We start from the raw sequence: 14189 nt of genomic DNA on the forward strand, positions 1-14189 counted from the left end.
TACTTGGGCGGTACTTGACACAGCATGACCGCACCGTCTCACCGGGAGAAAAAGACATGGGCCATTACAAGAGCAACGTCCGTGACCTGGAGTTCAACCTCTTCGAGGTACTCGGTCTCGAGAAGCCGCTGAGCGAGGGCGCCTGGGGCGACCTGGACGCGGACACGATCCGCACCATGCTCAGCGAGGTCGCCAAGCTGGCCGAGGGCCCGCTCGGCGAGGCGTTCGCCGACGCGGACCGCAACCCGCCCGTCTTCGATCCCGAGACCCACACACTCGCGCTGCCCGAGTCGTTCAAGACCTCGTTCAAGGCCATGTGGGACGGCGAGTGGTACCGGATGGGCCTGCAGGAGGAGATCGGCGGCGTCGCCGCTCCCCGCGCCCTGGTCTGGTCCATCGCCGAGATGCTGCTCGGCGCGCAGCCTGCCGCCTTCATGTACGCCGCGGGCCCGTCGTTCGCGGGCGTGCTGTTCGAGAACGGCACCGAAGAGCAGAAGAAGTGGGCCGAGACCTGCGTCGAGCGCGGCTGGGGCGCCACCATGGTGCTGACCGAGCCGGACGCGGGCTCGGACGTCGGCGCCGGCCGCACCAAGGCCGTCAAGCAGGACGACGGCAGCTGGCACATCGAGGGCGTCAAGCGGTTCATCACCTCGGCGGTCTCCGACGATCTGTTCGAGAACATCTTCCACCTGGTGCTGGCCCGCCCCGAGGGCGCCGGACCGGGCACCAAGGGTCTGAGCCTGTTCTTCGTGCCGAACACCCACTTCGACTTCGAGAAGAACGAGCTGGGCGAGCGCAACGGCGTCTTCGTCACCGGTGTCGAGCACAAGATGGGCCTCAAGGCCTCCGCGACCTGTGAGCTCACCTTCGGCGGCCACGGCATCCCCGCCAAGGGCTGGCTGGTCGGCGAGGTCCACAACGGCATCGCCCAGATGTTCGACGTCATCGAGCACGCCCGCATGATGGTCGGCACCAAGGCCATCTCCACCCTGTCGACCGGCTACCTCAACGCGCTGGCGTACGCCAAGGAGCGCGTGCAGGGTGCCGACCTGACCCAGATGACCGACAAGGCCGCGCCGCGCGTGACCATCACCCACCACCCGGACGTCCGCCGGGCGCTGGCGATGCAGAAGTCGTACGCGGAGGGCCTGCGCTCGGTGTACCTCTACACCGCCGCGCACCAGGACGAGGTGCTGGCGCAGCTGGTCTCCGGCGCCGACAAGGACCTCGCGTTCCGCGTCAACGACCTGCTGCTCCCGATCGTCAAGGGCGTCGGCTCCGAGCGGGCCTACCAGTACCTGACGGAGAGCCTGCAGACCCTCGGCGGCTCGGGCTTCCTGCAGGACTACCCGATCGAGCAGTACATCCGCGACGCGAAGATCGACTCGCTGTACGAGGGCACCACCGCGATCCAGGCGCAGGACTTCTTCTTCCGGAAGATCGCCCGCGACCGTGGCGTCGCCCTGGCCCACGTGGCGGGCGAGGTCAAGAAGTTCATCGAGCGCGAGGATGCCGACAACCGCCTCAAGTCGGAGCGTGCCCTGCTCGCCACCGCGCTCGAGGACGTCCAGACGATGGCCGCGACCCTGACCGGCTTCCTGATGGGCGCCCAGGAGCAGACCACCGAGCTGTACAAGGTCGGCCTCGGTTCCGTGCGCTTCCTGATGTCGGTCGGCGACCTGCTCATCGGCTGGCGTCTGCTGGAGCAGGCCGAGATCGCCATCAAGGCGCTCGACGCCGGTGCCGCCGACAAGGACAAGTCGTTCTACGAGGGCAAGGTCGCGACCGCGTCCTTCTTCGCGAAGAACGTGCTGCCCGAGCTGACCGCGAACCGCGCCATCATCGCGAACACCGACAACGACATCATGGAGCTCGACGAGGCCGCGTTCTAAACGGCACGAGCTCGGCCGGGCAAACGGGCCCGATCCGGATCAACGGCGATGCCGCACACCGACACGGTGTGCGGCATCGCCGTTTCCGTGCCGGATGGGCCGCAGGCGCCGGGCCGTGACCAGGTATTGACAACATGCGTTGTCATACTGCATGTTGGCCATGGGCCGGTACGCAGATCCGCGGGCACCGGATCCCCCGAGCGAAGGGCACACCGTGACCAAGAGCCTGTCGGATACCACCGGAGCACGGGCGCCGCAGCGGTTCATGCGGGATCCGATCGCCGCGCGCCGAGTCGCGGCGCCCCTGCGCCTGCTCGTCGGCGCGGCGCCGGACCCCACCGACGACGAACGCGACCGGCTCGGCCGGGCACTGATGGAACGCGACGAACCGGCCGACGCCCTGGTCCGGGCGATCCGCGAGGACCACATCGTGACGATGCCGATGTTCCGCCAGGCCCTCGAACACGGCATCGACTCGATCCCCGATCCGCCGGACCCGCTGCGGGACTTCTTCGAGACGCTGGCCCGGACCCCCGACTGGGTGGACGAGGCGAAGTTGACGCACGGCGCACGGGTGCTGCGCCGGGTGGGCCTCGATGCCTCCCTTGTCCTCGGTTACGGCTCACTTCTTGGCGGCTACAACAACTCCGGGCCGCTGCCGCTGTTGATGGCATCGGGCAAACTCACCGGCGAGCAGACGCTGCGCCGGGTATCCGAGACCAGCGTGTGGTGGCGCGCGGTCACCGCGCCGGACGGACTCGAGCGCTTCGGCGAGGGCTGGAAACTCACGGTGCACGTGCGGGCGATGCACGCGTTCCTCAACTACCATCACGAGCACGACCCCGCCTGGCGCAGCGACGTGCGCGGGCTGCCGATCAACCAGTTCGACCAGGCGGGCACCCTCGGACTGTTCTCGACCACCTTCCTGATCCACACCCGGGTTCTCGGCCTGCGCTACACAAAGGCGGACGCCGACGCCGCGATGCACCTGTGGTGTTACGTCGGCTGGCTGATGGGCGTGGACGAGCACTGGCTGCCGTTCACCGAGGCAGGCGGCCGCCGGATGATCTACCACATCGGGACCGCGTCACCGGCGGCAGACGCGAACAGCCTCGCTCTTGCCAAGTCGCTGATCGAATCGCCGAAGCTGATCCACCACAAGAACTTCCAGCGAGTCCGCCGCACCTACGACTACGAGCGCGGGCTGAGCCTGGCCACCACGCTGCTCGGCCCCGCGGGAGTGCGTGCGCTCCGGGTGCCGATGCGGCCGCCCTGGTACCCGGTGTGGCGGGCCGCTGCGAACACCGTCAAGCATCGCGTCATCGCCCGACTGCCCGGCGGGCAACGCTGGGTCGACGCCCGCGCGGAACGACAGCTGGACGACGCCCACCGCCGCCTGCTCGGCGGCGAGCGACCCCCGATCGGGCAGATCACCCACTCGGACTGAGCGGCCGCTACTCACATTTGACGATGGGCACCGGGTCGTACTTGACCGTGCGGGTGTCGCGCGAGATCTCCTGCCCGGTGGCGTGATCGGTGATCACCCTGGTGTCACTGGTGGTGAAGCCCTTCGCGCCGCTGGAGGCGATGCAGCCCGGCCCCTTGGGCAGGGTCACGGTGTTCGGGTCGGTTGGCGCGTACCGCTCCCCCGGGATGGACTCCACGTCCACCGTCTTGGTGCCCCAGAGCCGCACCGTCACATCGGATCCGGTGCCGACGGCCTGGATCAGCACACCGGTCGGCGAGTCATTCTTGAACTTCAGGTCGATCGCACCCTCGAACACGGTCGCCTCCCTGGCCGCGGGGTAGCGGGAGATGTAGTAGCTGTGCTCGGTGTGGCCCGCGTCTTCCATGCCCGCGAAGTAGGCGGCGTTGTAGAGCGTGGTGGCGAGCTGGCTGATGCCACCGCCGACCGCCTTCGCCGGCCGGCCGTTGTTGATCACCCCGGACTCGACGTAGCCCTCTGCCGATCCACGCGGACCGGTGTGTCCGTTGAGCGAGAACGTCTCCCCCGGCTTGACGACGGCGCCGTTGATCTCGCTGGCCGCCAGACGGATGTTGACCCCCGAGGCCGCCTCGAAACCGCCGCTGGTGAACTCGCCGATGACCTGCCGGATGCCGAGCTTGTCCGCGGCGGCCGTGGTCAACGCGGGCTGCTTCTGCTCGTAGACCGCGGCCGTGCTGCGCGGTCCCGTCTGCGCCAGCAGCGTGGGCAGCTGCTCGAGGGTCTTGCGCCACTCGATCATGTCGCCGGTCACCGCGGGCACCACCGTTGGCGCGCCGCTGGACAGGCTGAACGTCGCGTCCTTGGGCTGGACCTCGGTGCCTGCGAGTTGCGGCGCGAGCACACCGATCGCCGCGTCGACGTTGTACTGCGGGGTGAGTCCACCGTTCCCGTCGGGCGCAAAGGTGAGAACACCGCCGACCTGGTCCCGGCGCAGCACCGCGGACTTGTTGTCCCGGCCGGTCACCACGAGATCCGTCGCCACGGCCGGGACCGCGACCTCGCTCATCGCCCGATCCACGCCGTCCTGCCCCACCGAGACGGGCACCACGCTCACGGGCAGGTCCACGCTCTCCCCGTTCGCCCAGTTCTCGGCGAAGGCGGTCTCCGCGGCCTGTCCGTCGAGATTCTGGCCCTGTCGGGGCGTGACGGCGATCGGCGTCGCGCCCTCGAACACGACGTTGCCCTCGAGCGGTGCGCGGTCGGTCTGCAGCCGGATCCCGTCGATCGCCTCGGTCAGCTTCACCGGGTCCGTGGTGGTGACGACGCCGATCTCGCGCTCGGAGAACAGTGACGTCAGCCGTGTGACGGGGTTCAGCGGCTGGGAGCCGGCCCGGTCGAGCGTGGCCGACCAATCGACGGCGAGGCCCGCCTCGCTCGGCACGATCTCGGTCTGCACCTCCCCGGCCTGCACCGGGACCGGCTGGTCGGCCCTCGGCCCGATCTGTGCGCGCAGCTTCGCCTCCGCGTCGGCGGTGCTCAATCCACCGACGTCGACACCGGCCACCGTGACGCCCCGCGGGACCGAATCGCCGGACAGGACGTAGTCCGCCCCGTATACGACGAGCCCGACCGCGGCCAGCGCCGCGGCGCCGATCGCGATCTTGGCGAGCGGGGATCGGCCCGGCGACCCGGGCTGCGACGACCCGGGGCCGTCCTGCGGGCCATTCGGCGGACCGACCGGCGGGACGGGCGGAGGTCCGGGCGCGGCGGGTTCCTGCCGCGGTTCGGCGGGCGGGCCGGACTGATGCGCGGCGCCCTCCCCTGCCATGAGCACGGTGTCGGGGTCGACCGGATCCGACGGTCCGGCGGCCGCGCCGGCTCCCGGCACATCGCTGTAGGCCTGCACCGGCGCATGGAAGGCCTCCGACGGCGCATCCGCCTGCTGATCGGGGCGCACGACGGGGATGATCATCGTCGCGGCTTCGTCCGGCCCGGCGTCGTCACCCTGGTCTGGCTGCGGCTGCTCCTGGCGCTCGATCCGCGCGGTCGGGGCCTCGGCTTCCTGTCCCGGGTCGAGGACGATGCGAACCGTCTTGGCGCCGTCGGCGTCGCCGACGGAATGGCCGGGCACCTTCCCGCCATCTTCGGTCGGGGGTGCGACATGCCCGTTCGCATGCCTACCGCTCCCGCCGTTACCGTCCGTCACCCTGGCCCCTCCTACCGAATTGCCGCTGGGCCAACCGCCTGTTTTCCGAGGTCCAGCGTAACGCGACGCTGATGGGGCTGCAGATTCGTCGCGTCGCCGGACCGGGGAACCGTCGGATTCCATCTCTGGTCACCGTCGGACCACGAGACGGCGTCATCACGAATGACTCAGCCCCTCGGTAACTTTGGCGAAAAATGTTGGTCGGGCGTCCAGTCAGGCGGACGCCAACACGCGGATATGGGTAGTCCCGCATTGCAACCGGGTCGGGGGTCAGGCTGCAACGCGGGACTACACGGGTATCGACCGGCGTCGAGATCCCGTTACACACCGAGATCAGAACCCTTCTCGGCCGTCCCAAGATTCGGGATGAAGCCACGCCACCTGCACAAATACCTGCACACTCGGCCATCCGCCGCGCAGAAGCCTGTCGCACCACGGCCGGATCCCTTCTCCGCGAGCACCTTTGCCGACGAGACCACACGGAACGACCGGACGGTGAGCGCTAAGGGCGGATGAGCACGTCCAGACCACGCTGGAAGTCCGCCACCCGCCGCTCGAGAGCGTGGTGACCACCGTTGACGAGCTCGGACACCCGGACGATTCCCGCGGAATCGGCAACCTGGTTGAGGTCCCTCGACTGCCAGTACCAGACCGCGGTGGTGAACGCGTTCTCCGGCGCCTCGACGAGCTCGGGGTGCGCGACGAAGTCGATGCCCGTGAACTGGCTCAGGCTCTCGTAGTTGTGGCGGCCGGTGATCTGGATGGCGCCGCGGCCCTTGTAACGCTCACCGTCGCCCGCCTGGGTGTTTCCGAGGTCGGCCCGACCCTCGTACGCCCCGCCCGATGCGTACTCCTCGAAGGTCCGGAACGAGTCGGATTCGACGGCGAGCTGCGCGATGAACGCCGCCTGGCGGACGGGGTTGTCGATTCCGCCGCGCTCCATCGCCGCGTTCAGGGGAGCGACATACTCCGCAATCTTCTCCGCCGGCATGCCGGGCACGATGCGTCCCAGCTCGTCGGGGGTGACGCCCGCAGGCGCCGGGGCAGGCGGCTGGGGCGCGGGCTCGGCCGCGGCAGCCGGCTCGGCGGGAGCCGGATCCGCGGGAGCCGGCTTGGCTGCACGAAGCGTCTCGACCCGAGGGGGCGCGGAGGCGTCGAGGGGACCGTAGAACCCGGCGGGCACTGCGGTGGCGGCGTTGGCGACACCACCGGGTCCGATGACTGCGGCTCCGGTGGCGATCAGGGTGGCTGCGGCGAGGGCGACACCGAAATGGCGCGAGCGTGAAACGTTCAAGGGTCGGGCTCCAAGATTCGACCGAATGTCGATCCGGCCTCCGAACGGTGCCGCGGGCGCTTGGACAAGGACGTCATCATCCTGTCAAGTCACCGTCAAGCAGCAATTAGGTCACAACCAGGTAACGTCGCAGGTGACCCAGATTTCAACCAATTGCGACGAGCGTCACAAACAGTGCTTTGGCGTGTCGGGTTGACATTTGATGCCGATCGGAGTTGGGCGACCCGCTCGGCGCGGCAGTCCTCCTCCACGGCCACCACGGCAGGATTCGCCCAGGAATGGACGGGCCGACGCGCGGCCGGCTTCCCAATGTCGGGGTACTCCAATGAGATTCATCCGCCGCATCGCAATGAACCGGCACGGCAGGGCCGGGTCGGTGTCGCGATCGACGACGGCGTTCCCGAGCGGTCCCGTGACCTGCAGGCATCGCCCTCGCGACCCCGCAAGCAAAACAGGGCGGTCGGTTGGTGTCCTACACAACACCCGTAACCGGGCCTGGTCGAACCTCGGTTGGACACAGAAACGGCGTCCGCGAGCCCTGTCCGTGACATATCCGAGACCGGACTCCGGACGGGCGGCTCCCGTCGTCGAGCGGGCTCCCTCGCGGGGTGGTCCTACTCCCGGCCGGAGGACACCCAGGCCGGATCAGCCGACCGCGCCCCGACCGTGATCGCGGCCAGCTCGTCGAGCCGGGAGATGAGGTCGGCGGGCAGCTCGAGCGCCACCGCCTCCGCGTTCTCGGTGACCCGCGCGGCGAAACGCGTCCCCGGGATCGGCACCACCGGCAACGAGAACTCGCGCCCCTTGGCGTACAGCCAGGCCAGCGCGACCTGGGCCGCCGTCGCATCGGACTCGCGGGCGACCGCTTCGATCACCTCGAGCACCTTCGCGTTGCCGGGCAGCGCCTCGGCGTCGAAGCGGGGGAACCGCAGGCGCAGGTCGGACTCGCCGAGCGCGGCCGGGTCGTAGGTGCCGGTGAGAAAACCCCGACCGACCGGCGAATACGGCACGAAACCGACGCCGAGCTCGGCGGCGGTGGGGACGACGCTGCGCTCGACGTCGCGGCTCCACACGCTCCACTCGCTCTGGATCGCGGCGATCGGGTGGACCGCGTGGGCCCGGCGCAGCTCGTCGCCGGTGGCCTCGGAAAGCCCGAGGTGTCGCACCTTCCCCGCGGTCACCAGCTCGGCCATCGCGCCGACCGTCTCCTCGATCGGGACATTCGGATCGACCCGGTGCAGGTAGTAGAGGTCGACGCTGTCGACGCCGAGGCGGCTCACCGACGCCTCCAGAAAGCCCGCGACATGCTCGGGTCGGCCGTCTATGCCCCGCTGTCCCGCGGCGATGTTGCCGACGAGACCGAACTTGGTGGCCAACTGCACCTCGCCGCGCCGGGTGCGCAGCACCTCGCCGACGGCCTTCTCACTGTCGCCGTTCCCGTACACGTTGGCCGTATCGAGGAAGGTGACGCCGATGTCGATCGAGTGGTGCAGGGTGGCGAGGGCCTCGGCCGGGTCGACCGGTCCGTAGACGGGGGCCACCGACATGGCCCCGTACCCCAGGGCACTGACGTCGAGTCCTTCGGCGAGCGCAACGGTGCGAACAGTCATGGCTCGTATCCTCACGCACCACAAAGACAAACGCACGGTCTGGGATCAACGTGATTCCAGACCGTGCGTCGACAGCAGCAACAGGCTCGGCGGCCTGCCCGTTCGGTTTTACCGCTCGATGATCGCCGTGACGCCCTGGCCACCCGCGGCACAGATGGAGATCAGGCCCCGGCCGGATCCCTTCTCCGCTAGCATCTTTGCCAACGAGGCCACGATGCGGCCGCCGGTCGCCGCGAACGGATGCCCGGCCGCGAGCGAGGAACCGTTGACGTTGAGCTTGCTGCGGTCGATGGAGCCGAGCGCGCCGTCGAGGCCGAGGCGCTCCTTGCAGTACTCGTCCGACTCGAAGGCCTGCAGCGTCGCGAGGACCACCGAGGCGAACGCCTCGTGGATCTCGTAGTAGTCGAAGTCCTGCAGGGTGAGCCCATTGCGGGCCAGCAGGCGCGGGATCGCATAGGTCGGCGCCATCAGCAGCCCGTCGCCACCGTGCACATAGTCGACCGCCGCGGTCTCCGAGTCGACCAGGTGCGCGAGCACCGGCAGGTTCCGCTCGGCCGCCCACTCATCGGTGGACAGCAGCGCCGCCGAGGCACCGTCGGTGAGCGGGGTGGAGTTGCCCGCGGTCATCGTCGCGTCGCCGAGCTTGGTGCCGAACACCGGCTTGAGGGTGGCCAGCTTCTCCACCGTCGAGCCGGGCCGAAGGTTGTCGTCGCGGGTCAGCCCGAGGAACGGGGTGACCAGGTCGTCGAAGAACCCGCGGTCGTAGGCCGCCGCCATGTTCTTGTGGCTGGCCGCGGCGAGCTCGTCCTGGTCCTCCCGACGGACGCCGAACTCCTTGGCGGTGATCGCCGCGTGGTCGCCCATCGACATCCCGGTGCGGGGCTCGCCGTTGCGCGGGATCTCGAGGCCGAGCATGGAGGGGCGCACGTTGCCGAGCAGCTTGATCCGGTCGCCGGTGGTCTTGGCGCGGTTGATCGAGAGCAGGAACTCGCGCAGCGCGTCGTTGACGCCGATCGGGGCGTCGGAGGTGGTGTCGACGCCGCCGCCGATCCCGGCCTCGATCCGGCCGGAGGCGATCGCGTCGCCGACCGCGATGATCGACTGCAGGCCGGTGCCGCAGGCCTGCTGCAGGTCGTAGGCCGGGGTGTACGGGCTCAGCGCGCTGCCGAGGACGCTCTCGCGCATCAGGTTGAAGTCGCGGCTGTGCTTGAGCACAGCGCCGCCGACCACCATGCCGAGCTGCTCGCCCTGCAGGTTGAAGCGACTCACCAGGCCGTCCAGCGTCGAGGTGAACATGTCCTGGTTCGATGCCTGCGCGTACGCCTTGTCGGAGCGCGCGAAGGGGATGCGGTTGCCGCCGACGATGGCGACGGGGCGAAGCTGCTTGCCGCCCGCGCTCGGGGCTGCTGCGGCCGGCTTCTTGGCGGTTCGGGCTCTGGGGGTCACGTCGGTCTCCATGTATGTGGGATCCTGCCTCGACATTGAACTTACTCCAGAGTAAGTTCAATGTCGACACCGCACCCGAAATCCGGGTGCCCCGATTGCGACAAAGAAGGTGGACCGTGGCAGCCAGCAAGGGCGCTCCCGACCTCTACTCCCAGTTCCTCTCCTCCGCGCCGGGCGCGTTCATCGCCAAGCAGGCCGGACTGCCGCAGCCCGAGAAGCTGCGCCGGTACAAGGCAGGCGAGCCTGCGCTGGCAGGCCCGGTGCTGATCGGCGGCAAGGGCCGCCTGGTCGAACCGCTGCGGAACCTGCTCTCCGACTACCCCGCCGCCGCACCCCACGACGACCGCCTCGGCGCGCTCGTCTTCGACGCCACCGGCATCGGCCAGGTCAGCGAGCTGGTCCAGCTCTTCGAGTTCTTCCAGCCGGTGATCCGCAACCTCGCGCCCAGCGCCCGGGTCGTGGTCCTCGGCACCACCCCCGAGGAGACCTCGGGCGTAGACGAGCAGATCGCCCAGCGCGCGCTCGAGGGCTTCACCCGCAGCGTCGGCAAGGAGGTCAAGCGCGGCGCGACGGCGCAGCTGGTCTACGTCTCGCCGAACGCGTCGACCGGGCTGTCCGGCGTCGAGTCCACCCTGCGCTTCCTGCTCTCCGCCAAGTCCGCGTTCGTCGACGGCCAGGTCATCCGCGTCGGCGCAGCCGACTCCGTGGCCCCGGCCTCCTGGGACCGCCCGCTCGAGGGCAAGGTCGCCGTGGTGACCGGTGCCGCCCGCGGCATCGGCGCGACCATCGCCGAGGTGCTCTCGCGCGACGGCGCGAAGGTCATCTGCGCCGACATCCCGGCCGCGGGCGAGGCGCTGTCGGAGACCGCGAACAAGGTCGGCGGCACCGCGCTTGCCCTCGATGTCACCGCCGACGACGCGGGCGAGAAGCTGGCCGAGCACCTGCTCGAGCGCCACGGCGGCGCCGATATCATCGTGCACAACGCAGGCATCACCCGCGACAAGACGCTCGCGAACATGGACGATGCCCGCTGGAACATGGTGATCGCCGTGAACCTGGCTGCCCCGCAGCGGATCACCGACACCCTGCTCGCGAAGGGTGCGCTCCGCGGCGGTGGCCGCGTGGTGGACGTGTCCTCCATCGCCGGCATCGCGGGCAACCGCGGCCAGACCAACTACGGCACCTCCAAGGCAGGCGTCATCGGCCTGGTGCAGGCCACCGCCCCGGTGCTGGCCGAGAAGGACATCACCATCAACGCCGTCGCGCCCGGCTTCATCGAGACCGCGATGACCGCGGCCATCCCGTTCGCCACCCGCGAGGCCGGCCGTCGGATGAGCTCGCTGCTGCAGGGCGGCCAGACCGTCGATGTCGCCGAACTGGTCTCGTACTTCGCCAGCCCCGCGTCCAATGCCGTGACCGGCCAGGTCGTCCGGGTGTGTGGCCAGTCGCTGATCGGCGCCTGATGTCCGCGCGGAAGGGCGATCTCGTGCAGCTCACGGAACAGCCCAAGACACTCGAGATCTACGCCCGCGCTGCGCTCGGCGCGCTGCCCGTCGTCGGCAAGTCCGGCACCAGGCGCAGCCTGCCGAAGCAGACCCTCGCCCTCGAGGGGCTGCGGGTGGACCCGGACAACCTCGCGGCGTACGCGCGGGTGTGCGGGCTGCGGTTCGGCGACACCCTGCCGATCACCTACCCCTTCACCCTGGTCTTCCCGACCGTGATGAAGCTGATGGTCTCGGCCGAGTTCCCGTTCCCGGCAATCGGTTCCGTCCACACGGACAATGTGATCGAGCAGCTGCGCCCGATCTCCGTCAGCGAGCCGCTGGACCTGAAGGTGCACGCGGAGAACATCCGCAGGCACCCCAAGGGCACCCAGGTGGACCTCGTCAGCGAGGTGTCCGTCGGCCGCGAGCTGGTCTGGCGGCAGGTCAGCAGTTTCCTGAAGATGCACCCGACCGGCGAGCCGAAGGAACCGAAGCAGGTGCACGCGGACGAGGTGCCGCCGCGCCCGATGCGGACGCTGCGGGTCGATCAGTCGACCATCAGCCGCTACGCCGCGGTGTCCGGGGACCGGAACCCGATCCACGTCTCCTCCCTCGGCGCCAAGGCGTTCGGGTTCCCGCGCACCATCGCGCACGGGATGTGGAGCGCGGCCGCGGTGCTCGGTGCGATCGAGGGCCGGATCCCGGACCGGGCCACCTATAGCGTCAAGTTCGGCAAGCCGATCGTGCTGCCCGCCACGGTGAACGTCTACGCCGATCAGGTACCCGGACCGGACGGCACCGGCTGGGACCTGGCCCTGCGCCACCCGAAGAAGGGCTATCCGCACCTGACCGCGACCCTGCGGTAAGGCGGCTCCGCCGCCTGTGCGCGGTTGATGAGTCCAGGGACTCGTCAACCGCGCACAGGCGCGCAGCGCCTACTTTTTCTTGCCGGACAGACCGCGCCAGGCCAGGCGCTCGAGCAGATCGGCCGCGGCGTCCACGGCGATCTCCCCGCCCGCGATCCGGTCCGCGACGGCCTCGCCCGCGCCGACCAGTGCGACGGCCATGATGGAGAAGTCGGTCCCCTCGTCGGGATCCTTGGTGCTCGATTCGAGGAGCTTGGCGGTGAGCTCGATCAGCCGGTCGCGGGAGCCGCGCACCTGGCCTGCGAACGCCTGCTGACCGATCGCCTGCCGATAGAGCACCATCCAGGACGAGCGATTCTGATCGACGAAGCCGAGGAACCCGACCAGGGCGGCGCGCAGCTGCTCGCGCGGGGACAGGCTCGGGTCACCCGCGGGCGTGATCGCCTCGACGAACCGCAGGCCCTCGCGGTGGATACAGGCCGCGAACAGCTCCTCCTTGGAGCCGTAGTACAGGTAGAGCATCGGCTTGGAGATCTGCGCGGCAGCGGCGATTGCGTCCATCGACGTGTCGTGAAACCCGTTGACGGAAAACACCTCGACCGCGGCGTCGAGCATCTGCTGCTCGCGAACCGCCCGAGGTAGGCGTTTGGTCCCGCCAGCCATGTGTCCTCCAGAGGTAAGACCCTTTATCTTACTCTAGAGTAAGTAGATCGATTGACGTCCTACATTCTGCCGGATCCGCCCGGTGCGCCCGCACGCGGCCGGTTGCGCCCAGGAAAAAGCCGCCGCTAGCAGGTGACGACGCCCTTGGCCCGCGCCACCCGCAGCACGGAATCGTCCACCTGCTGCTGACTGAGCTTGCCGGAGGCCACCAGCGCCTCGAGGTGGTCGAGGACCTCGGGGACCTCGTCGGTGGTCAGCCATAGCGCGACGTCGGCGCCAGCGGTCAGGGCCGCAGCCACCGCCTGCGGGGTGTCGAGCTTGTCGGTGATCGCGCGCATGCCGCTGAGGTCGTCGGTGAAGATCGGTCCGTCGAAGGCGGGCGCGCCGTACCCGGTCCCCGTCCGCAGCAGGGTCATCGCGGCGGGGCTGATGCTCGCGGGCACGCCCGGCGCGGTCAGCCCCGGCACCTCCAGATGCCCGACCATCACCCCGACGCCGGTGTCCACCAGCTCTCGGAACGGCACCAGGTCGCGGGTCTGCAGCTGGTCCAGCGGCGGCGTGGTGACCGCACCGGTGTGCGAATCACCCGACGCCGCACCATGTCCCGGGAAATGCTTGATCACGGGCAGCAGACCCGCGTCGCGTAGGCCGCGGGCGTACTCCCCGGCGTATTCGGTGACGACGTCCGGATCGTCGCTGAACGAACGGTCCCCGATCACCGAGTTCGCGGGCTGGCTGCTGACGTCCACGACGGGGGCGTAGTCGACGGTGATGCCGAGGCCCCGCAGGCCCCGCCCGCGTTTCAGCGCCATCTCGTAGGTCTGCTCGGGCGTCATCGTCTCGGCCACGGTGCGCGGCGGCGGATCCTCACCGAGCAGGTCCGCGACCCGCGACACCCGGCCGCCCTCCTCGTCGATGCTGACCATCAGCGGCACCTTCGCCACGGCCTCGACCTGCGGCACCTGCTTGCCCGCCAGCATCGACTCGTCGGTCCAGCTGCCGATGAAGATGCCGCCGATCTGCTCCTTCCGCACCACGTCCACCGCGTCGGCGGTCCCGGTCACGCCCACGTTGAGCAGCTGCGCCAGCTTCTGCCGCCCCGTCAGGGACGCGAGGAAGTCGGCACCGCAGTGGGCAGGCAGGGTCTGGTCCCTTGCCCCGGTGACGAGGTCGCGCTCGGGTGCCGCCGACGGGGACGGCGAGGCGGAGGTCGACGGCGCGGTGTCGGTCGCGGTGCTGCCGCAGGACACGAGCATCCCGAGGCCGAGGACGAGGGCGGCG

The 14189-nt window shown here is 69.5% G+C and carries 10 protein-coding genes; 4 read left to right on the forward strand and 6 right to left on the reverse strand.

The annotated features are described in order from the left end of the window. The first annotated feature begins 56 nt into the window (after positions 1-56). Together ABIC28_RS14475 and ABIC28_RS14480 are read left to right on the forward strand one after the other, a co-directional pair. Positions 57-1892: an acyl-CoA dehydrogenase gene (locus ABIC28_RS14475; protein WP_097213851.1), complete on the forward strand. Its 1836-nt coding sequence runs from the start codon at positions 57-59 to the stop codon at positions 1890-1892. A 214-nt stretch (positions 1893-2106) separates the two neighbouring features. Next, positions 2107-3339 (forward strand): oxygenase MpaB family protein, encoded by a 1233-nt coding sequence (locus ABIC28_RS14480; RefSeq protein ID WP_257017778.1) that lies wholly within the window; start codon positions 2107-2109, stop codon positions 3337-3339. Positions 3340-3346: 7 nt separating this feature from the next. Here ABIC28_RS14480 and ABIC28_RS14485 read toward each other — a convergent pair whose 3' ends face one another. From ABIC28_RS14485 to ABIC28_RS14500, 4 genes are all read right to left on the reverse strand, one after another. After that, on the reverse strand, positions 3347-5470 hold the full coding sequence (locus tag ABIC28_RS14485; protein WP_354579496.1) for a VanW family protein: 2124 nt from the start codon (positions 5468-5470) through the stop codon (positions 3347-3349). Positions 5471-6047: 577 nt separating this feature from the next. Beyond that, positions 6048-6839 (reverse strand): glycoside hydrolase family 19 protein, encoded by a 792-nt coding sequence (locus ABIC28_RS14490; RefSeq protein ID WP_097213849.1) that lies wholly within the window; start codon positions 6837-6839, stop codon positions 6048-6050. A gap of 614 nt (positions 6840-7453) precedes the next feature. Continuing rightward, entirely contained in the window at positions 7454-8449 is a 996-nt protein-coding gene (locus ABIC28_RS14495) for an aldo/keto reductase (RefSeq protein ID WP_097213848.1), read from the reverse strand. Positions 8450-8557: 108 nt separating this feature from the next. After that, positions 8558-9895 (reverse strand): acetyl-CoA C-acetyltransferase, encoded by a 1338-nt coding sequence (locus ABIC28_RS14500; protein WP_097213886.1) that lies wholly within the window; start codon positions 9893-9895, stop codon positions 8558-8560. A gap of 116 nt (positions 9896-10011) precedes the next feature. On the opposite strand from ABIC28_RS14500, the gene ABIC28_RS14505 reads away from it, so the two are divergent. Both ABIC28_RS14505 and ABIC28_RS14510 read left to right on the forward strand, forming a co-directional pair. Next, positions 10012-11358: a 3-oxoacyl-ACP reductase gene (locus ABIC28_RS14505; protein ID WP_097213847.1), complete on the forward strand. Its 1347-nt coding sequence runs from the start codon at positions 10012-10014 to the stop codon at positions 11356-11358. Then, a complete protein-coding gene (locus ABIC28_RS14510) occupies positions 11358-12245 on the forward strand; it encodes a MaoC/PaaZ C-terminal domain-containing protein (protein ID WP_097213846.1) in 888 nt (295 codons plus the stop codon). The genes ABIC28_RS14505 and ABIC28_RS14510 overlap by 1 nt, the downstream gene beginning before the upstream one ends. 69 nt (positions 12246-12314) lie before the next feature. Here ABIC28_RS14510 and ABIC28_RS14515 read toward each other — a convergent pair whose 3' ends face one another. Together ABIC28_RS14515 and ABIC28_RS14520 are read right to left on the reverse strand one after the other, a co-directional pair. Further along, on the reverse strand, positions 12315-12908 hold the full coding sequence (locus ABIC28_RS14515) for a TetR/AcrR family transcriptional regulator (protein ID WP_077040206.1): 594 nt from the start codon (positions 12906-12908) through the stop codon (positions 12315-12317). A gap of 125 nt (positions 12909-13033) precedes the next feature. Beyond that, positions 13034-14164 carry a glycoside hydrolase family 3 N-terminal domain-containing protein gene (locus ABIC28_RS14520; RefSeq protein ID WP_097213885.1) on the reverse strand — a complete coding sequence of 377 codons (1131 nt, stop codon included), beginning with the start codon at positions 14162-14164 and terminating at the stop codon, positions 13034-13036. Positions 14165-14189: the final 25 nt, after the last annotated feature.

This window comes from Rhodococcus sp. PvR044, from assembly GCF_040548995.1.
Classification (GTDB): Bacteria; Actinomycetota; Actinomycetes; order Mycobacteriales; family Mycobacteriaceae; genus Rhodococcus_G; species Rhodococcus_G oryzae.